Origin of the sequence: Enterobacter sp. JBIWA008, assembly GCF_019968765.1 — a bacterium.
Classification (GTDB): Bacteria; Pseudomonadota; Gammaproteobacteria; order Enterobacterales; family Enterobacteriaceae; genus Enterobacter.
This window is the reverse complement of sequence record NZ_CP074149.1, coordinates 473,077-493,127: the sequence shown is the minus strand read 5'-3', so window position 1 is coordinate 493,127 and position 20,051 is coordinate 473,077. Positions and strand designations below refer to the sequence as shown.

At 56.3% G+C, this 20,051-nt stretch carries 18 protein-coding genes; 5 read left to right on the top strand and 13 right to left on the bottom strand.

Translation table 11 applies throughout. From position 1 onward, the window contains the following. Positions 1–279: 279 nt before the first annotated feature. Positions 280–555, top strand: a complete 276-nt coding sequence (gene yjfY / locus KGP24_RS02355) for a DUF1471 family protein YjfY (protein ID WP_010427445.1) — start codon at positions 280–282, stop codon at positions 553–555. 162 nt (positions 556–717) lie between these two features. On the opposite strand, the gene yjfP is transcribed toward yjfY, so the two are convergent. Beyond that, on the bottom strand, positions 718–1,440 hold the full coding sequence (gene yjfP, locus KGP24_RS02350) for an esterase (protein ID WP_223562242.1): 723 nt from the start codon (positions 1,438–1,440) through the stop codon (positions 718–720). A 137-nt stretch (positions 1,441–1,577) separates the two neighbouring features. Between yjfP and bsmA the strand changes: the two genes are divergently transcribed. The 3 genes from bsmA (at position 1,578) to KGP24_RS02335 (ending at position 4,438) form a co-directional block, all read left to right on the top strand. Further along, positions 1,578–1,907 carry a biofilm peroxide resistance protein BsmA gene (bsmA, locus tag KGP24_RS02345; RefSeq protein WP_223562241.1) on the top strand — a complete coding sequence of 110 codons (330 nt, stop codon included), beginning with the start codon at positions 1,578–1,580 and terminating at the stop codon, positions 1,905–1,907. A 151-nt stretch (positions 1,908–2,058) separates the two neighbouring features. Further along, on the top strand, positions 2,059–2,334 hold the full coding sequence (gene yjfN, locus KGP24_RS02340) for a DUF1471 family protease activator YjfN (protein ID WP_008502907.1): 276 nt from the start codon (positions 2,059–2,061) through the stop codon (positions 2,332–2,334). A 172-nt stretch (positions 2,335–2,506) separates the two neighbouring features. Continuing rightward, positions 2,507–4,438: a methyl-accepting chemotaxis protein gene (locus KGP24_RS02335; protein ID WP_223562240.1), complete on the top strand. Its 1,932-nt coding sequence runs from the start codon at positions 2,507–2,509 to the stop codon at positions 4,436–4,438. Here KGP24_RS02335 and KGP24_RS02330 read toward each other — a convergent pair. Then, the gene (locus tag KGP24_RS02330) at positions 4,435–6,057 is read right to left on the bottom strand and encodes an isovaleryl-CoA dehydrogenase (protein ID WP_223562239.1); all 1,623 of its coding nucleotides are present in this window, start codon (positions 6,055–6,057) and stop codon (positions 4,435–4,437) included. The two genes, KGP24_RS02335 and KGP24_RS02330, sit on opposite strands and share 4 nt — an antisense overlap. 193 nt (positions 6,058–6,250) lie before the next feature. On the opposite strand from KGP24_RS02330, the gene KGP24_RS02325 reads away from it, so the two are divergent. Next, on the top strand, positions 6,251–7,525 hold the full coding sequence (locus KGP24_RS02325) for an MFS transporter (RefSeq protein WP_202770988.1): 1,275 nt from the start codon (positions 6,251–6,253) through the stop codon (positions 7,523–7,525). Positions 7,526–7,603: 78 nt separating this feature from the next. Here KGP24_RS02325 and rlmB read toward each other — a convergent pair whose 3' ends face one another. From rlmB to mutL, 11 genes are all read right to left on the bottom strand, one after another. After that, entirely contained in the window at positions 7,604–8,338 is a 735-nt protein-coding gene (gene rlmB / locus KGP24_RS02320) for a 23S rRNA (guanosine(2251)-2'-O)-methyltransferase RlmB (RefSeq protein WP_010427468.1), read from the bottom strand. 66 nt (positions 8,339–8,404) lie between these two features. After that, positions 8,405–10,849, bottom strand: coding sequence for a ribonuclease R (rnr, locus tag KGP24_RS02315; RefSeq protein ID WP_223562238.1), 2,445 nt, complete (start codon positions 10,847–10,849; stop codon positions 8,405–8,407). A 38-nt stretch (positions 10,850–10,887) separates the two neighbouring features. Then, complete coding sequence (nsrR, locus tag KGP24_RS02310; protein ID WP_023334253.1) at positions 10,888–11,313, bottom strand: nitric oxide-sensing transcriptional repressor NsrR; 426 nt, start codon at positions 11,311–11,313, stop codon at positions 10,888–10,890. A 194-nt stretch (positions 11,314–11,507) separates the two neighbouring features. After that, positions 11,508–12,806 (bottom strand): adenylosuccinate synthase, encoded by a 1,299-nt coding sequence (locus KGP24_RS02305; protein WP_024907332.1) that lies wholly within the window; start codon positions 12,804–12,806, stop codon positions 11,508–11,510. A 104-nt stretch (positions 12,807–12,910) separates the two neighbouring features. Further along, positions 12,911–13,108, bottom strand: coding sequence for a DUF2065 domain-containing protein (locus KGP24_RS02300; protein ID WP_003855996.1), 198 nt, complete (start codon positions 13,106–13,108; stop codon positions 12,911–12,913). 71 nt (positions 13,109–13,179) lie between these two features. After that, positions 13,180–14,184: a protease modulator HflC gene (gene hflC, locus KGP24_RS02295; protein WP_023334250.1), complete on the bottom strand. Its 1,005-nt coding sequence runs from the start codon at positions 14,182–14,184 to the stop codon at positions 13,180–13,182. Positions 14,185–14,186: 2 nt separating this feature from the next. Then, positions 14,187–15,446 carry an FtsH protease activity modulator HflK gene (hflK, locus tag KGP24_RS02290; RefSeq protein WP_048977329.1) on the bottom strand — a complete coding sequence of 420 codons (1,260 nt, stop codon included), beginning with the start codon at positions 15,444–15,446 and terminating at the stop codon, positions 14,187–14,189. Positions 15,447–15,502: 56 nt separating this feature from the next. Next, positions 15,503–16,783, bottom strand: a complete 1,281-nt coding sequence (gene hflX / locus KGP24_RS02285) for a ribosome rescue GTPase HflX (RefSeq protein ID WP_023310136.1) — start codon at positions 16,781–16,783, stop codon at positions 15,503–15,505. Positions 16,784–16,857: 74 nt separating this feature from the next. Continuing rightward, the gene (gene hfq, locus KGP24_RS02280) at positions 16,858–17,169 is read right to left on the bottom strand and encodes an RNA chaperone Hfq (protein WP_008502919.1); all 312 of its coding nucleotides are present in this window, start codon (positions 17,167–17,169) and stop codon (positions 16,858–16,860) included. Between the two features lie 85 nt (positions 17,170–17,254). Continuing rightward, positions 17,255–18,205, bottom strand: coding sequence for a tRNA (adenosine(37)-N6)-dimethylallyltransferase MiaA (gene miaA, locus KGP24_RS02275; protein WP_059311858.1), 951 nt, complete (start codon positions 18,203–18,205; stop codon positions 17,255–17,257). Then, entirely contained in the window at positions 18,198–20,042 is a 1,845-nt protein-coding gene (gene mutL / locus KGP24_RS02270) for a DNA mismatch repair endonuclease MutL (RefSeq protein ID WP_223562237.1), read from the bottom strand. Before mutL ends, miaA begins: the two co-directional genes overlap by 8 nt. Positions 20,043–20,051: the final 9 nt, after the last annotated feature.

Below are 20,051 nucleotides of genomic sequence, written 5' to 3'. Positions count from 1 at the left end.
GGAACGTGTTAAAGGTCGGCTGAAAAATTGACGCGTCATAATACTTGCGCGCCCCCGGAAACTCAAGCTGATTGCACAAATAATTCGCACAAAGCGCGAAGCGGGTCTAAGTGGGTGATTTAAAATTACTCACACGCGGAAGCGCTGTTTTTTTGAACAACTGCATCAGAAATGGTCACGCATCCCCTCCGGATCAGCGATTACACTTTAATCAGAGATAACCTGAATTAAATAAGGAGCATCCCCTCTCTCGCAGCACGCAGTCGTGGAGCGCATATCATGAAAAAAATCGCATTAGCCATAATGGCTGCGCTTTTGCTCAGTGCAAACGCGATGGCAGCCATCAAGATAGATAGCCGACAGGCCAGAAACATGGATGATGTGCAAAGCTTGGGCGTCATTTACATCAATCATAATTTCGCCACGGAAAGTGAAGCAGATCAGGCCCTTAACGAAGAAACCGATGCGCAGGGCGCAACCTATTACCACGTGATGTTAACCCGTGAGCCCGGCAGCAACGGCAATATGCACGCCAGTGCAGATATTTACCGATAACGCTAGCACCAGGAAAGCCAACAACGAGAACATAGCCATAGTTGACGTTGCCCCCTGCCCGGGGGCTTTTTTTTGTCAATGGTTACGGAATACCGCCGGCAAAGGCGCCAACCCTGAGATCCTCCAGAAACGGGAAGATCAGGGCGTCAAAGTCCTGCGCGTTTAAAGGTGCTGGCGAAAAAACGCTACCGTGGCGTCCAGCGCCGCTGGCGTGATGCGGTGGCGGACGCCCGCTTCCCACAAACAGGTCAGATTACCGTCCAGTCCTTCATTCATTAACGCCTGCTGCAGGCGGAAGGTTCCCTCGGGCGGGACCACATCATCCGCGTCACCGTGCCACAGCAGCAGAGGGCGATCCGCCAGGTGCGGCAATGCCCGAGTTACTTCCCACTCTTCCAGCATCGCGGTGATTTCCGCTAAATCCTGAGGGGGAAAAAGGGTCTTCGCAAGCGACGTAAAATAGCCCGAGCCCATCAGGCAGGCGACCGACTTCACTTCAGAATGATGCGTCATAATTCCCAGCGCCGTCATCCCCCCCATCGACGCCCCGGCCACGGCCAGACGATTGTCGGCCACCAGCCCTGCCTCATAAAGCGCATCGCGCAGCCCGGCAAACTCGGTCAGGCTACCGTGCAGTATCTGCCAGAACTGCCCCAGCCGCGCCTGTTCATTACCCGTAAAGCGGGCGCCGTGGTCGGGTGCATCTGGCATCACCACGCGAAACCCCGCTTGCGCCAGCGCGACCGCAAAATAGCTATAAACCAGCTTCGATGAGGTAAACCCGTGGTAAAAAACCACTACAGGCAGCGGTTTATCACGTTTACCCGCTGGCATCGCGTGTAAAATTTCATGGTCGCCGAGGTGGCGTATTTCAATTTCAATCATTGTCGACCCTGTGCGAATGTATGATTCATAATGTTGAGAACTGGGTTACGCTTTCACGTCATTTTCATTCGAAATATACGTCCCAGATAACACTTCGGGAACATTCCCCCAAAACTAAATTCACAGACAACTACACTATGGCTATCAGGAAACGAGATATGGTTATGCGCAGGCTTACTGCTTTATTGCTGGTGTTTCTGCTGACTGGCTGTAGCGCGCTGCAGGGAACGCCGCAACCCGCTCCACCGGTCGCCGATCATCCACAGGAGATTCGACGTAATCAGACGGAAGGATTACAACGAATGGGCACCATCTCCGCGCAGGTTCGCGGCTCTCCGGATGACGCAGAAGCGGCAATAAAAGCACAAGCCGTCGCCGCCAAAGCAGATTATTACGTCATCATTATGATCGACGAAACCATCATTACGGGACAGTGGTATTCACAGGCCATTTTGTACCGTAAATAATGGTTTTCATTTAAACGAGATTTACACTGCTTTGCGTCCATAGACATTTTCCTGTCCACAATAAACTCCATGCCAGCAACAACAAGGGATGGGAGTTTATTCGCGAAGGATTGCCCGGCGGATACCGGAAATATGTGAAATGGAGCTGACGATGAAACGAACTCTTGCTTTGACCTCTCTGTTACTTTCCGCAGGCCTGGTGAGCACCACCGCGCAGTCAGCAGAATTCGCCAGTGCTGATTGTGTGACTGGCCTGAATGAAATTGGCCAGATCTCCGTGAATAATATCTCGGGGAGCCCGCAAGACGTTGAACGTGTCGTGGCATTAAAGGCCGATGAGCAGGGTGCTTCATGGTATCGCATCATCCAGATGCAGGAAGATAACCATATCGACCACTGGCGGGTACAGGCCATTCTCTACGTGTAATCTCCCTCCTGATAAAAGCCACTTACTTTTAGTGGCTTTTCGTTTTTGCAAATTTTTTATCTTATATAAAACCAATAAAGAACAATTAACTAACATTTTGTTACATTAAAACAGTAAACGTAATCCCCGCTCTGCCGTTGAAGAACCATAACTTTTCAATGATGAGCAATTTATGATCAACTTTTTCCGCCGTGCGGGCCTGGGGTCGAAACTCTCGCTGCTGACTGGCGTCAGTGTCGCCACGCTGTTTCTGCTATTCACTTTTCTGCTCAGCCAAAAAGCCAGCCAGCAGCTTGAAGCCCTTGCGGTCGAAGATCTGCATAATCAGTCCACCGGCATGGTCGACATGGTGCAGATGTTTAACACCAGCCTGAGTGAAGAGGTTGAGAGCTATACCCGTCTGTTTACCACCTTTTTACCGCAGCCTCTGAACATTGATAATTCCCAACCCCAGACGATTAACGGACACAGCGTTCCGCTTCTGAAAGGCGGAGACATCGGGCTGCATGAAAATAACACCCTTTCTGACGAGTTCCTGAACCGTACGGGAGCCATTTCGACGCTGTTTGTACGCAGCGGTAACGACTTTATTCGCGTTGCCACGTCCCTGCGCAAGGAGAATGGCGATCGGGCAATCGGTACCGTTCTGGATAACGCCAGCCCGGCCTTTGCCGCCGTCAACAAAGGTGAAGTCTACCGCGGCCTGGCGCTGCTGTTCGGCAAACGCTACATCACCCAGTACCAGCCCGTTAAAAACGCCGAAGGACAGGTCATTGCGATTGTCTTTGTCGGGGTGGACATCACCCACTCCTGGAACGTCATGCGTGAGAAAATCCTCAACCGCCGACTGGGCGAGAGCGGTCACTTCTTTGTGCTGGATCGCAGCAACGGCAAAACGCGCGGGCAATACCTGTTCCACGCCAGCGAAGAGGGAAAACTCCCGAAGTGGGACGGCGCGACGCAGCAACAGCTTCTGAGTGACAAACCCGGCACGCTGGAGCGTACAAGCGACGACGGTCGCACGCTGAAAATGGCCTATACCCCGCTGCCAGGCTGGAACTGGACTATCGTAGGCGAAGTGGATAAATCGGTGCTGCTCTCAAGCGTCACCGCCATGCGCGATCGTTTCCTGCTGGCCGGCGTGGTCTTATCCATCCTTTTTGCTGGCCTGTTCGTGGTCATTATTCGCCGCGTGCTGACCCGACCGCTGCGCAATGTGATCCATCTCGCCCGACAATATGCCGCAGGGGATCTCCGTTCCAGCCTGCCCGTGACGCGCAAGGACGAAGTCGGCCAGCTGATCGACGCTATCAACGGCATCGGCGGCGGCCTGCAAAAAATTGTTCTGCAGGTTCGTGAGGCCGCAGGCGAGATCCATTTGGGCACCAACGCGCTGGCCGCCGACACTGGCGAGATTTCAGAGCAGATCAACAAGCAGGCCAGCAGCGTGGAAGAGACTTCCGCCAGCATGGAGCAGCTGGCCGCCACCGTGCAGCAAAATGCCGCCAACATGGAGCAAACGCAGCAGCTGGTAGGTGAAACCTCGCTCGCGGTCCATCAGGGCGGCGAGACGGTCACCCACGCGGTGTCGACCATGGACGACATTCGCGAAGCGTCAAAACGCATCGAAGACATCACCCGCGTGATCGAGTCAATCGCTTTCCAGACCAATATTCTGGCGCTGAATGCGGCAGTGGAAGCGGCCCGCGCAGGCGAGCACGGCAAAGGGTTTGCGGTGGTCGCGCAGGAAGTTCGCGCCCTGGCGGGACGCAGCGCTAACGCGGTGAAGGAGATTGAACAGCTTATTGGCGATACGCTCAGAAAAGTGAGCGAGGGCCATGCGCTGTCTGAACAGACCCGCCTGGCGATGGATGACATCATCATTCATATCGATAACATCAGCCAGCTGGTCACCGAGATTAACCATGCCTCCCGCGAGCAGTCCGCCGGGATCGGCCAGGTGAACCTCGCCATGACCCATATTGGCGAAGCGTCGCATATCAATGCCGATCGCATCTCACGCAGCGAACAAACCGCTCAAACGCTGCGCGAGAAGGGTTCACACCTGACTCAACTGGTGAGCCTGTTCCAGCTAAAAGGCTAACCGACTCTGCCCGTTGCACGCAGCAGCAGGTCGCTTTGTACCTGCTCGCTCATCAGCGTACCGCCACGGGTATCCAGCATCATGCGGCACCACGCCTGCGCCACCGGAGGCGATGCGTGCCGCAGCATCTGGCTTCCGGCACCCAGCAAGAAAAGCTGCTGCGCGATCTCCCGCCCCTGCGCCTCCTGCGGTTTACGCAGTTTTTGCTGAAGCTGTCGCCAGCTGCGGTCGAAATGTCGGTCCTGCCCTTTCACCTGCGCAAACTCGTCGGCAAGGAGGTCGTGAATACCCGGCTGCTTCGCCAGCACCCGCAGCACGTCAAGGCACATGATATTCCCTGACCCTTCCCAGATACTGTTCACCGGCATCTCGCGGTACAGGCGGGGAAGTTCACTCTCCTCGCAGTACCCTGCTCCCCCGAGCACCTCCATTGCTTCAGCCACAAACGGGATACCTGCTTTGCACACGCTAAATTTCGCCGCTGGGGTAAACAGCCGCGCCCAGGCGGCCTCTTGCGGATCCGCGCGTTTGTCCCACGCCCTGGCCAGGCGGAACAGCAGCGCCGTTTGCCCCTCCAGCACCAGCGCCATCCGGCTTAACACGTCGCGCATTAGCGGCAGATCGATGAGATTTTTGCCGAAGGTTTGCCGCTGATGGGCATGGTACAGCGCCACCGAGAGCGCCCGACGCATCAGCCCGTGGCTGCCCAGCGCGCAGTCAAAGCGCGTCAGACCGCCCATTTTGAGGATCTGCCGTACCCCTTCGCCCTCTTCCCCCAACAGCCAGCCGGAGGCATCAAGAAACTCCACCTCGCTGCTGGCGTTGGAGCGGTTCCCAAGCTTGTCCTTGAGGCGCTCAAGACGCACGGCGTTGCGCTGTCCGCCAGGCAAAAAGCGCGGTACAAAAAAGCAGGACAACCCGCCCTTCGCCTGGGCCAACACCAGATGCGCATCGCTTTGCGGGACGGAGAAAAACCATTTGTGCCCCACCAGCCTGTAGCTGCCGTCGCTGCATTTTTCCGCTTTGGTGGTATTACTGAGCACGTCCGAGCCACCCTGCTTTTCCGTCATCCCCATGCCAACCAGCAGGCCGCGCTTTTGCGCACCGGGGGCCAGATGCGGATCGTAGCGATCGCTGAGCAGCGGCGTCAGCCAGTCGTGAAATATTTTGGGGAGCGCCTGCTGCAGCAGCGGCGTCGCGGCAAACGTCATGGTGACCGGGCAAAGCGTGCCCGCCTCCACTTGAGCATGAAGCACAAAGCGTGCGGCCCGGGCGACAAACGCCCCTTTACGCGCCTCCTCTTCCCATGCCAGGTTGTGTACCCGATTGGCACACAGCCCCTGCATCAGCAGGTGCCATGCCGGGTGAAAGCGGACATCATCCAGCCGCTCTCCGGTGGTGTCATAGCGAAGTAACTCCGGCGGATTGACGTTCGCCAGCCTGCCCAGCTCGAGCGACTCCGCGGTGCCTAACTGTTGTCCGATGCTGGCGAGCAGCTCGATATCCCACTCGGCCCCTTCACGCGCCACCGCATCGCGCAGGGCGCAGTCCGAGAGGAAAAGGTTGCTGTTAGAGAGTGGTGCGGGTTGATTGAAAACGGTATGGGTCTGCCAGTACATACTGTCTCCCTCCTTCAGTGGCAATGACGATAAGTATGGACAGACCGCGCACACGCTGCATGGGAGGGGAGTCACACGTTCACGATCACGCTGATATCATTCGTGAAATAGCTCACAGAACATAAGAATAAACTATTTCATGACCTCGCTTTTGTTGAATAATTTATTCTTACCCTTTTCAGTGAGGATCGTTATGCAACCGGATGCGCACAAGCGAGCATTAATTGCAGGCTCCATTGGTAACTTTATCGAGTGGTATGAGTTTGCGGTCTACGGTTTTCTGGCGACCGTTATTGCGAAGAACTTCTTCCAGCTTGAAGGTGAGGCGGGGCTGACCAGCCTGATCCTCACCTACGCCTCGTTTGCCATCGCCTTCTTCTTCCGCCCGCTGGGTGCGGTGGTGTTTGGCCGCATCGGCGACCGGATTGGCCGTAAACCGACGCTAATCATCGTGCTGGTGCTGATGACGCTCGCTACCGCCGCTATAGGCATTGTTCCGGTCTACGCCAGCATCGGGATTGCCGCACCGCTCATTATTACGCTGCTGCGCATCCTGCAGGGTCTGTTCGCGGGCGGTGAGTACGGCGGTGCGGTCTCGCTGATGACGGAGTTCGCCCCGCGCGGCAAGCGTGGGCTCTATGGCGCGTGGCAATCCTTTACCGTGGCGCTGGGGCTGTTAGCAGGCGCAGGTATCGTGGCGCTGCTCTCCGCCCTCCTCACGCCTGAGGCATTGCACGACTGGGGCTGGCGCATTCCTTTCTTCCTGGCGCTGCCCATGGGCGTCGTTGCGCTGTGGCTTCGGGTCAGCATGGAGGAGACACCCAGCTTTGTGCAGCAGCAGGATAAACCTGCTGTCGCTCAGGCGGATACTGCCGCCACGCTCCGGGCCATCGTGATGGGGATTGGGCGCGTCATGGTCTGGTCTGCGGCGGGGTACACATACCTGGTGATTATGCCGACCTATCTGCAGTCGGCGCTGCACACCGGGTTTAACCAGGCGCTGCTGATAGCGGTGATTTCGAATATTGGTTTTGCGCTCACCATCATTCCGTCGGGGATCCTGAGCGATCGGATCGGGCGCCGCACGGTGATGATTATCGCCACCGCGCTGCTGCTGATCCTCGCCCTGCCGCTGCTGAAAATTCTTCAGGCGGAGTCGAGTACGCTGGCGGTGAAGGCTGGTGTGGTATTGATTGCGGGCGGTCTGGTGGGCATGCTGGCGGGTCCGGGCCCGGCGATGCTGTCTGAGATGTTCCCGACGCGCGTGCGCTATACCGGGCTGGGGCTGGCCTACTCGTTGTCGAACGCGATTTTCTCGGGATGCGCAGGGCTAATCATTACCGGGCTGATTAAGCAGACGGGCAACCTGGATATTCCGGCGTATTACGTGATGGCAACGGCGGTAGTGAGTATTTTCGCGCTGATGACGTTGAGGAAGGATGACCATTTGCGGTCGCTGGAGGAGTGAGGCTATCACCGTCTGGAGCCCTCTCCCAGCGGGAGAGGGAGAAAACACAAAAGGCCGTCCTGCGGACGGCCTTGCTGTTTATTCTCCGCGCTGACGCACCGCTTCAAACAGGCAGATGCCCGTCGCAACGGAAACGTTCAGGGACGACACGCTGCCCGCCATCGGGATGCTGATCAGCTCGTCGCAGTGCTCGCGGGTCAGACGACGCATGCCTTCGCCTTCCGCCCCCATCACCAGCGCCAGACGGCCGGTCATTTTGCTCTGGTACAGAGTATGATCCGCTTCACCGGCGGTACCGACGATCCAGATGTTCTCTTCCTGCAGCAGACGCATGGTGCGCGCCAGGTTAGTCACGCGGATCAGCGGAACGTTTTCCGCCGCGCCGCAGGCCACTTTCTTCGCCGTCGCGTTCAGCTGCGCGGAGCGATCTTTCGGCACGATCACCGCGTGCACGCCCGCCGCATCGGCGCTACGCAGGCACGCGCCGAGGTTATGCGGATCGGTAACGCCATCGAGGATCAGGAAAAACGGGTTATCCAGCTCGGCAATCAGATCCGGCAGATCGTTTTCCTGATACTGACGGCCCGGCTTCACGCGGGCAATGATCCCCTGGTGAACCGCGCCTTCGCTTTTCTCATCCAGGAACTGGCGGTTCGCCAGCTGGATCACCACGCCCTGCGCTTCCAGCGCGTGGATCAGCGGCATCAGACGCTTATCTTCACGCCCTTTCAGAATAAACACTTCCTGAAAACGCTCCGGTGCGCGCTCGAGAAGGGCCTGCACCGCGTGGATGCCGTAAATCATTTCACTCATTGATGGTTCTCGTAATAAATATTCCCCCTCCCCCCGTTGGGGAGAGGGTCAGGGTGAGGGGAGAATTTACTCCGCCTGCTTTTTCTTGGCCGCGCGCTTCGCTTTGGTGGCGGCAGCGATTTTCTGCGTTTTCGCGGAAGGTTTTTTCGCTGAGCGGGCTTCTTTCTTCGCCGCCTTCGGCTTCTGTTTCTTCTCGCCGCGGAACGCGCTGTCCGGCTCGAAGTTTACCTTCTTGCCCGCCTGACGACGTTTACCGCCGCCCGGTTTACCGTTACCGGTTTTTTTCGCCCTTTCACGCTCGGTTTTACCGACGTTACGCGGCGCGCGCTCGCTGGAGATCAGGCTGAAGTCGATTTTACGATCGTCCATATTCACGGCTTCAACCTTCACTTCCACACGGTCGCCCAGACGATAGGTCTGACCACCAGATTCGCCAATCAGGCGCTGGCCGACCTGGTCGAAGCGGTAGTAGTCGTTATCCAGGCTGGACACGTGCACCAGACCGTCGATGAACAGCTCGTCCAGACGAACGAAGAAACCAAAGCCGGTCACGCTGGCAATCACGCCTTTAAAGACGTTACCCACCTGGTCCAGCATAAAGTCACACTTCAGCCAGTCCGCCACGTCACGTGTTGCCTCATCGGCACGACGTTCGGCCATGGAGCAGTGCTGACCCAGCTGCAGCATCTCTTCCATCGAATAGTGGTAGCCGCCGGTTTCGGTGGTGTTCCCTTTATGGCCCTGCTCCTGCGCCAGCAGATACTTGATCGCTCGGTGCAGAGAGAGGTCAGGATAACGACGGATCGGCGACGTAAAGTGGGCATACGACTGCAGCGCCAGGCCGAAGTGGCCGCGGTTTTCCGGATCGTAAATCGCCTGCTTCATAGAGCGCAGCAGCATCGTCTGAAGCATTTCTGCATCCGGACGATCGCTAATGGATTCCAGCAGCTCGGCGTAATCGCGCGGCTCTGGCTTGTTACCGCCTGGCAGCTCCAGACCGAGTTCGGCCAGCACGGAGCGGAACGACGTAATAGCTTCCGTGGTCGGCTTATCGTGAATACGGAACAGCGCAGGCTCTTTAGCTTTCTCGACGAATCGTGCCGCCGAGATGTTCGCCAGAATCATACACTCTTCGATCAGCTTGTGCGCATCGTTACGCTGGGTCTGCTCGATACGCTCAATGCGGCGTTCTGCGTTGAAAATGAATTTCGCTTCTTCACTCTCAAACGAGATCCCGCCGCGCTCTTCGCGCGCCTGATCCAGCGTTTTGTAGAGGTTATGCAGCTCCTCGATGTGTTTGACCAGCGGCGCGTACTGTTCACGCAGATCCTGATCGCCCTGCAGCATATGCCAGACCTTGGTATAGGTCAGACGCGCGTGCGAGCTCATCACCGCTTCGTAGAACTTGTAGCCGGTTAAGCGCCCTTTGGTGGAGATGGTCATCTCGCAAACCATACAGAGGCGGTCAACCTGCGGGTTCAGGGAACACAGGCCGTTAGACAGCACTTCCGGCAGCATCGGCACGACCTGAGACGGGAAGTAGACCGAGGTACCGCGGCTGCGCGCTTCGTTATCCAGCGGGGTGTGCGGACGAACATAGTAGCTAACGTCTGCAATAGCGACCCACAGGCGCCAGCCACCGCCGCGTTTTTTCTCGCAGTAGACGGCGTCATCGAAGTCGCGGGCGTCTTCACCATCGATAGTGACCAGCGGCAGGGAGCGCAGATCCACGCGGCCCGCTTTGGACTCTTCCGGGACTTCTTCGCGCAGGCTTTCGATCTGCTCTTCAACCGCTTTCGGCCAGATGTAAGGAATTTCATGGGTACGCAGCGCCATATCAACGGCCATCGTGGTGCCCATGTTATCGCCCAGTACTTCGACGATTTTACCTACCGCTTTGGTGCGACGGGTTGGGCGCTGGGTGAGTTCCACCACCACCACAAAGCCCATGCGGGCGCCCATCACCTCTTCAGGTGGGATCAGGATGTCGAAGCTCAGACGGCTGTCGTCCGGCACCACGAAGCCCACGCCCGCGTCGGTAAAGTAGCGGCCAACGATCTGGCTGGTTTTTGGTACCAGAACGCGTACCACGCGCGCTTCGCGGCGGCCTTTACGGTCAGCGCCCAGCGGCTGCGCCAGGATCTGGTCGCCGTGGATGCACATTTTCATCTGTTCAGAAGAGAGGTACAGATCGTCCTTACGGCCTTCCATGCGCAGAAAGCCGAAGCCATCGCGGTGACCAATGACGGTCCCTTTCAGCAGATCGAGGCGTTCTGGCAGCGCGTAGCACTGGCGGCGGGTAAAGACCAGTTGCCCGTCACGCTCCATCGCGCGCAGGCGGCGGCGAAGGGCTTCAATTTGCTCTTCACCTTCAATGTTTAATTCAACGGCAAGTTCTTCACGATTGGCGGGTTTTTCGCGTTTTGTTAAGTGTTCAATGATGAACTCGCGGCTGGGAATAGGATTCGCGTATTTTTCGGCTTCGCGTTCCTGGAAAGGATCTTGTGACATGTCGGTTCCTCCGTTGTCAGCTCCGGTGGAAATTTTCTTCATTCCACCAGCAATAATTTATAAAGCGGTTGATTCTCTTCAACCAAATCGGCCAGCGTGTAGTTATCCAGCTCCATGAGAAAACTTTGCACGGCCTTTGAAAGCGCCTTTTTCAGGCGGCAAGCGGGCGTGATGTGGCAGAACTCGCTGCTGCAGTTCACCAGAGACAGCGGCTCCAGTTCACGTACCACATCGCCAACACGAATACTCTGTGCTGGTTTACCGAGACGGATCCCACCATTCTTCCCGCGGACGGCAGCAACGTATCCGGCACGACTAAGTTGATTGATTATTTTGACCATATGATTACGGGATACGCCGTAGACCTCTGTAACTTCAGAGATACTGGTCATCTTCCCCTCGGGTAACGACGCCATGTAAATCAGCGCACGTAAGCCGTAATCGGTGAAACTTGTTAACTGCACATCAACCTCAGGAAAAAGGGAAATCGCGGACAAACCGCAGAGATATTCATTAATGATGATAAACCAGCCAGATAGTTAGCGGCTAATTTATTTGACAGACGGGGCGAAAAAGCGGAGATCCGGGAGCGGTCGCCGTATGGCGCTACGCTTATCCGGCCTGGGGGGGTTCCCCCGCAGGCCAGCAGTCACGAAGATTATGCGTCGAACGGGTCGCGCAGGATCATCGTTTCAGTACGATCCGGGCCGGTAGAAATAATATCGATCGGCACTTCGGTCAATTCTTCAATGCGCTTGATGTAATCCAGCGCCGCCTGCGGCAGGCCGCTACGCTCTTTCACACCGAAGGTGGTCTCAGACCAGCCCGGCATGGTTTCGTAGATTGGCTCAATGCCTTCCCAGTCGTCAGCAGCCAGCGGAGTGGTAGTCACTTCGCGGCCATCTGGCATACGGTAGCCAACGCAGATTTTCACTTCTTTCAGGCCGTCCAGTACGTCCAGCTTGGTCAGGCAGAAGCCAGACAGGGAGTTGATCTGCACTGCACGACGCACTGCAACCGCATCCAGCCAGCCGGTACGACGACGACGACCGGTGGTCGCGCCAAACTCGTTACCCTGCTTGCACAGGAACTCGCCGGTTTCATCAAACAGTTCGGTCGGGAATGGACCCGCACCCACGCGAGTGGAGTACGCTTTGATGATGCCCAGAACGTAATCCACATAACGTGGACCCAGGCCAGAGCCGGTCGCCACGCCACCTGCGGTGGTGTTAGAAGAGGTTACGTACGGATAGGTACCGTGGTCGATGTCAAGCAGCGTACCCTGCGCACCTTCGAACATGACGAAATCGCCACGCTTGCGCGCCTGGTCCAGCAGATCGGACACATCAACAACCATACCGGTCAGAATGTCAGCGATCGCCATAACGTCATCCAGCACTTTCTGGTAGTCAACAGCGTCAGCTTTGTAGAAGTTCACCAGCTGGAAGTTGTGATATTCCATCACTTCTTTCAGTTTCTCAGCGAAGGTTGCTTTGTCGAAGAGGTCACCCACGCGCAGACCGCGACGTGCAACTTTATCTTCGTAAGCCGGGCCGATACCACGACCGGTAGTGCCGATCGCTTTCGCGCCGCGTGCTTTCTCACGCGCTACGTCCAGCGCCACATGATAATCCAGGATCAGCGGGCAGGCTTCGGAGAGCAGCAGACGCTCACGAACAGGGATACCACGGTCTTCCAGACCTTTCATCTCTTTCATCAGCGCAGCAGGAGACAGCACAACGCCGTTACCGATGATGCTGGTGACGTTATCACGAAGAATGCCTGATGGAATAAGATGGAGGACGGTTTTTTCACCGTTGATTACGAGAGTATGGCCTGCGTTGTGACCGCCCTGGTAGCGTACAACATATTTAGCCCGTTCAGTCAGAAGATCAACAATCTTCCCTTTACCTTCGTCACCCCATTGGGTGCCCAGTACGACGACGTTGTTACCCATTTTTTTCAAAATCACCGTTTGCTTAAAAATGGATTCTACCATCGCTTTTTCAGATATACAGCACTTTTTGACCTCAAAATACGCCGATTGCGCCTACTTTTTGATCAGCCAATCGTTTTCCTCAACATGTAGTAGATAACGATACCCGCAACCACAAGACCGCCGCCAAAACGACGTAAAATATTATCCGGCAGCTGGCTCATCGTGGCGATCATTCGGCGCCAGGCGCGCGGATAAAGCATCGGTCCAAGACCTTCAAGCACCAAAACCAGGGCCAGCGCGAGCCAAATCGTTGAATTCATTTTTCGTCCTTATAAAAGAAAACCACCGCTCCGTTGAGAGCGGTGGTTTGAATACTCAAACGAGCCTGAGTTTATCGCGTTGCGTTAGTCGGCGTCTTCATATAACGGAAGAAATCGCTGTCCGGGCTGAGCACCATCACATCCTGGTTGCTCTGGAAGCTATTCTCGTAAGCGCGCAGGCTACGGATAAAGGCGTAGAAGTCAGGATCCTGGCTAAAGGCATCAGCGAACAGCTTCGCCGCTTCGGCATCGCCTTCACCGCGCAGGATACGGCCCTGACGCTCAGATTCCGCCAGCGTCTTGGTGACTTCGTAATCCGCTGCGGCACGCAGCTTCTCAGCCTCTTCCTGACCCTGTGAACGGTGACGACGGGCTACCGCTTCACGCTCGGCGCGCATACGGTTGTAAATCGCCTCGGACACTTCTACTGGCAGGTTGATCTGCTTGATACGCACGTCAACGACTTCGATACCCAGCGCAGCCATACTGTTCGGGTTGATCACCGGCACTTTACCGTTGGTCTCCGCCTGAACGCGTTCAGCCGCTTTGGCAATCGCATCATCTGCTGCCGGCGTTGAAACTTCGTCTTCGGTGCCCGCGGTACCGGAGTTCAGCGCATCGCGAACTTCCAGGGTCAGACGACCACGGGAGTCGGTCACGATGTCTTTCACATCCAGACGACCAATCTCGGAACGCAGACGGTCAGAGAACTTACGTTTCAGCAGCACTTCTGCCTGAGAAACGTCACCGCCGCCCGTTGCCAGGAAGTAACGGCTGAAATCGCTGATGCGCCATTTGATATAGGAGTCAACGATCAGGTCTTTCTTCTCTTTGGTCACGAAACGGTCGGCCTGGTTATCCATGGTCTGGATACGCGCATCAAGCGTTTTCACTGACTGAATGAACGGCACCTTGAAGTGCAGGCCCGGCTCGTAAATCACCGGACGTTTGTCGCCATCACGCACGACGCTGCTGAACTGGAACTTAATCCCACGCTCGCCTTCTTTGACCACAAAGATCGAGGTATAAAGCGCGACCAGTACGATGACGATGATCGCAATAACTGACTTACGCATCCTTATTCCCCCTGACGCTGGTAGTCGTTACGCTGCGCGTTAGCACGGCGTTGGTCCATAATGTCACCATCGTTCGAAGAAGGCGTTGTGTTCGTGCTGGCGCTGCCCGTTGAGGCTGGCGGCAGACGCAGCAGGTTGTTCGCGCCGCTGGTGTCGCCTTTCGCTGCTGGCGCAGAACTGCCTTTCAGCATCTGATCCAGCGGCAGAACCATCAGGTTTCCGCCTTTACTGTCGTTAACCAACACTTTGCGGGTGTGGCTCAGCACTTTTTCCATGGTCTCGATATAGAGACGCTCACGGGTAATTTCCGGTGCCGCTTTATATTCCGGCAGGATCTTCGCAAAGCGAGCCACTTCACCCTGAGCTTCCAGAATGGTCTGGGTCTTATACGCGCGCGCTTCTTCCAGAATACGCTGCGCCTGACCGTTAGCGCGCGGCTGCACTTCGTTGGTGTACGCTTCTGCTTCACGGATGTACTGCTGTTCGTTTTCACGGGCAGCAATTGCATCGTCAAATGCGGCTTTCACCTCTTCCGGCGGACGCGCAGCCTGGAAGTTGACGTCCAGCAGGGTGATACCCATGTTGTACGGACGAATGGTCTCCTCCAGCTCGCGCTGGGTATCGCTACGAATAACGGTACGACCTTCGGTCAGGATACGGTCCATGGTGTATTTACCGATAACGCCACGCAGGGCGCTGTCGGTTGCCTGACGCAGGCTGTCATCGGCGCTTGTCACGCTAAACAGATAACGCTCAGGATCGGTCACCCGGTACTGCACGTTCATCTCAACGCGCACCACGTTTTCGTCAGAGGTCAGCATCACGCCAGAGGCGGCCAGTTCACGGACGGATTCCACGTTTACCGCGGTCACGTCGTCAATGAAGGTCGGCTTCCAGTTCAAACCCGGCTCAACCAGATGGCTGAACTTACCGAAACGGGTGACCACGCCGCGTTCTGCTTCTTTAATGGTGTAGAACCCGCTGGCTGCCCAGATGATGACTACCGCAGCGGCCACGATGCCCACTACGCGGCCACCCATTGGCGGACGCGAACTCTGAGTGGAATTGCCACCCGAGCCAGAACCTTTTCCTCCGCCAAGGCCACCAAGCTTCTTGCTCAGTTTGCGGAAGATATCATCCAGATCCGGCGGCCCCTGCTCGCGACCACCTTTGTTGCCATTTCCCTCAGAGTTGCCGCCAGGTTTGCTGCTTCCCCACGGGTCGCGGTCTTGTCCGTTATTACCGGGCTGATTCCACGCCATGTATATGCTCCATATTTGTTATGCAAGGGCGAATTATTCAGGCATCCCCTTTCTGATCAGACGATATAGTCGACCAGCGCAGGTTCTTGTTTACAGAGGCGACGCCAGTCAACGATCGGCATACGCACCTGCATCCCCACGCTGCCGTCATCCTCCATCCACTCTTTTTCTATCGCCTGAAGCTGATAAAACCGGCTGCGCAGCCTGCCTTCCTGTGGCGGCAGTCGCAGCGTGTGCTGAGCTACCTCACCGGAAAGACGTTCTGTCAAAGCCTGGAAAAGCAGTGGCACACCAATACCGGTCTGGGCAGAAAGCCAGACCCGAATCGGTTTGTTTTCTTCATCTCTGTCGATACGCGGTTCGAAATCGTCCAGCATATCGATCTTGTTCATGACCAACAGCGTTGGGATCTCGTGAGCGTCGATCTCTTCGAGCACCACGTTCACCGCGTCGATGTTCTCCTGCACGCGCACGTCTGCTGCATCAATCACGTGCAGCAGCAGCGTCGCCTGTCGCGTCTCCTGCAGGGTGGCTTTAAACGCCGCCACCAGGTCATGCGGCAGGTGGCGAATAAACCCTACTGTATCCGCCAGCACCGTTTCACCGACGTCTGCAACGTCAATACGGCGCAGCGTAGGGTCCAGGGTCGCAAACAGCTGGTCTGCGGCATAAACCTGGGCCTCGGTTATCTGGTTAAACAGGGTGGATTTACCGGCGTTGGTATAGCCCACCAGCGACACCGTCGGGATGTCGGCTTTCGTTCGCGCCCGACGTCCCTGTTCACGCTGTTTCTCTACACGTTCCAGACGTGAGAGGATCTGGGTAATTCGGCCACGCAGCAAACGACGGTCGGTTTCGAGCTGGGTTTCACCCGGGCCGCGCAAACCAATCCCGCCTTTTTGTCTTTCAAGGTGTGTCCAACCACGCACCAGACGCGTTGCCAGATGGCGCAGCTGCGCCAGCTCAACCTGCAGTTTCCCTTCGTGGGTACGTGCACGCTGAGCAAAAATATCTAAAATCAAACCCGTGCGATCGATAACACGGCATTCGCAAAGGGCTTCCAGGTTGCGCTCCTGGGCTGGAGACAGCGCATGATCAAACAACACGACTGACGCGCCGGTTGCTTTTACGGCATCCGCAATTTCGACTGCTTTACCTTCACCAACAAAATACTTTGGGTGCGGCGCTTTACGGCTACCGGTAATCACCTGCATTGCTTCGACACCGGCGGAAGAGACCAGAGATTCAAACTCCTGGAGGTCTTCCATATCTTTGTCTTGCGAAAAATAGATGTGTACCAGCACCGCCTGCTCACCGGCATCATAACGGTCAAACAAGCGTAAACCTCTCTAAAAAGATCAGCGGGGAACGCAGGATCCCTGGCTCCCCGTGTGGATGACAGTGCGAAACCTTATTCGGTCTCGTCGCTGTCCTGCGCTGGCGTTGAAGAACCCTGCGCGTTGCTGCCATGATGGTAGTTACTACCAGTGCCGCCGCCAGCGTTATTGCTGTGATGAGATACCGGACGGGACGGAACAACAGTAGAAATAGCGTGCTTGTAGACCATCTGACTGACCGTGTTTTTCAACAGAATCACAAACTGATCGAAAGACTCAATCTGACCTTGCAGCTTAATACCATTCACCAAATAAATAGAAACTGGAACACGTTCCCGACGCAATGCGTTCAGGAACGGATCTTGTAAAGATTGCCCCTTAGCCATTCTATCTTTTCCTTATATGCTTGTTTTGTACTTAGAACCTTGCGATTCTGAAAAATTGCGCACGATACGTCTCAATTGTACACATTCAGTGAGCGATATCACCAACAACCTCAATCACTTCGTTTAACGCCTGTTGCGGTTTTTCACTGTCTAACCAGTGAACCCCCTCCCAACCGCGCAACCAGGTGATTTGGCGCTTCGCTAACTGTCTCGTGGCGCAAACACCTCTATAAACCATTTCATCGTATGAAATCTCACCTTCAAGATACGACCACATCTGGCGGTATCCCACACAACGAATGGAAGGCATGTCCGTATGCAAATCTCCACGGGCAAATAGCGCCCGCACTTCTGCTTCAAAATCTGAAGCTAACATCTGATGAAAACGCTGCTCAATTCGCTGATGGAGCAGTTCACGGCTCGCCGGGGCGATGGCGAACTGATGCACCTGATACGGCAGAGCGTCTCCTGACGTTTGCGTCAGTTCCGTTAAAGTTTTACCCGAAATGAAAAAAACTTCCAGTGCCCGGGAAAGCCTTTGCGGATCATTTGGATGGATTCGCGCTGCCGCAACCGGGTCAATCTCAGCCAGTTGCTTATGCAAAACGTCCCAACCCTGCTCTGCCGCCTGCTGCTCAATTTTCGCTCTGACTTCCGGGTCCGCTGATGGAAGAGGAGAAAGCCCCTCCAGCAACGCCTTGAAATAGAGCATGGTTCCGCCAACCAACAGCGGTATACGTCCCGCCGCCGTTATCTCGGCCATCTCGGCTAAGGCATCCCGGCGAAAATCCGCTGCGGAGTACGCCTGAGCCGGGTCGAGAATATCCAGCAAACGGTGCGGTGCCGCACGCAGCTCTTCTGCGTCAGGCTTCGCCGTGCCGATGTCCATCCCTCGGTAGATGAGGGCGGAGTCAACGCTAATCAACTCTACAGGCAAAACTTTACGCAACTCAATGGCTAGCGCCGTTTTGCCGGAGGCCGTTGGGCCCATTAAAAAAATTGCCTTAGGCAGGCTCGCCTTACTTACGTCAATCATGTTTCAGGGCGTTCATCGCCGTTTGTAAATCAACAGGTTGTAATAACCCACCCGGCGGCGTCTTCACCAGCTGCGGGCAGAGGCGTTCAACCTCCGCCAGCACGCTAATGGCCTGTGCCATACTCCACGGCGAATGTTCGCTTGCCAGGTGGCGGGCGATCCACTGCGCGGTGTTAGCGGCATCAAACGACGTTTGCTGCGCCAGGTAGCCTATCAGTTCAGGAATCAAGTTTTGTAAATTTTGTTGGCGTAAGGGTAAAGGCACTGCACGAATTGTCACATGTTGTGGTTCGAGCACCATTTCAATACCCATTTGCGCCAGCTGCGGCTCGGCGTGCCGTAATACCCTTACCTCTTCAGTGGATACTTTCAGACGAACCGGGATCAGCAGCGGCTGCGCGCAGGCCGCATTTTCGCCTGGCGTGAGCTGCACCTGCTTGAGCCAGCGTTCGGCGACCGGCAATGCCAGAAGCATCAATTTACCGTCACGTTCAAGCAGTGCCATATCCGGCGCAATAATCGTCAGCACCCGGCCAAAACTCTGGCTATGGCCGTCCAGAGAAGGCTGAGCGGCCGGAATGAGCTCTTTACGCTCCACGACCGGCGTTTCCAGCAGTTTGCGGTACAACGCTCCCTGCTGCTTCTGATAGCCAGGCTGGGCATTCGGATAGTTAGCGCCCGTCGAGCGCGGTGCGGTTTCTGCCGGGGAGAAACGCGGGGCTTCCGGTTCACGCGCGACGGCAGGCTCCGCAAAATGGTTGCGCCCTGCCGCCACACGGTTTTCTGGCAGCGGACGCGGTGCAGGGGCGTCGTTCTCCAGCGGCAGCGTTGGCTCTGCCTGCTGCTGCAACACAGTGGCTACGCCCTGATAAATGAAGTCGTGAACCAGACGCGACTGGTGGAATCGTACCTCATGCTTGGCGGGATGGACGTTCACATCCACCTGATGGGGGTCGATTTCCAGATAAAGGACGAAAGCAGGCTGCTGATCGGCCCCGAGTTTGTCTTCGCAGGCCTGGCGAATCGCGTGATTGATGAGACGATCGCGCATCATGCGGCCGTTTACGTAGCAATACTGGATCTCAGCAAACGCAGCACTGCTCGCGTTTGGATCGGCAACCCAGCCGCGTAAAGCCAGATCGCCGTGCTGCCACTCAATGGCCAGCGCCTGTTCCAGGAACGGCGTACCGCAGATTGCCCCCAAACGGCGCTCTTTCTGCCCGCCTTCTGCCACCGCACGGTACTGGCGCATTACCTTGCCGTTATGGCTGAGGTTAATGGTGACATCGAAGCGGGCAAGCGCAATACGGCGAATAATCTCATCGATATGGCCGAATTCGGTTTTTTCGGTACGCATAAACTTGCGTCGGGCGGGAGTGTTGTAGAACAAATCCAGAACTTCAAGCGTCGTACCGACAGGATGCGCCGCGGGTTTAACCGTCACATCCATGTCGCGCCCTTCGGCGTAAGCCTGCCAGGCTTCCTGCTGTTCAGCGGTACGGGAGGTCAGCGTTAAGCGCGAAACCGAGCTGATACTGGCCAGCGCTTCACCGCGAAAACCGAGGCTAAGGATCGCTTCCAGGTCATCCAGAGAGGCAATTTTGCTGGTGGCGTGACGGGCCAGCGCCAGCGCAAGCTCGTCTTTATTAATGCCACAGCCGTTGTCGCGAATGCGGATTAGCTTCGCGCCACCGCGTTCGATATCAATATCGATGCGGGTCGCACCCGCATCAAGGCTGTTTTCCACCAGCTCCTTCACCACCGACGCAGGGCGTTCCACCACCTCACCGGCGGCGATTTGGTTCGCAAGCTGCGGCGGTAGAACCTGAATCGGCATGAATTCTCC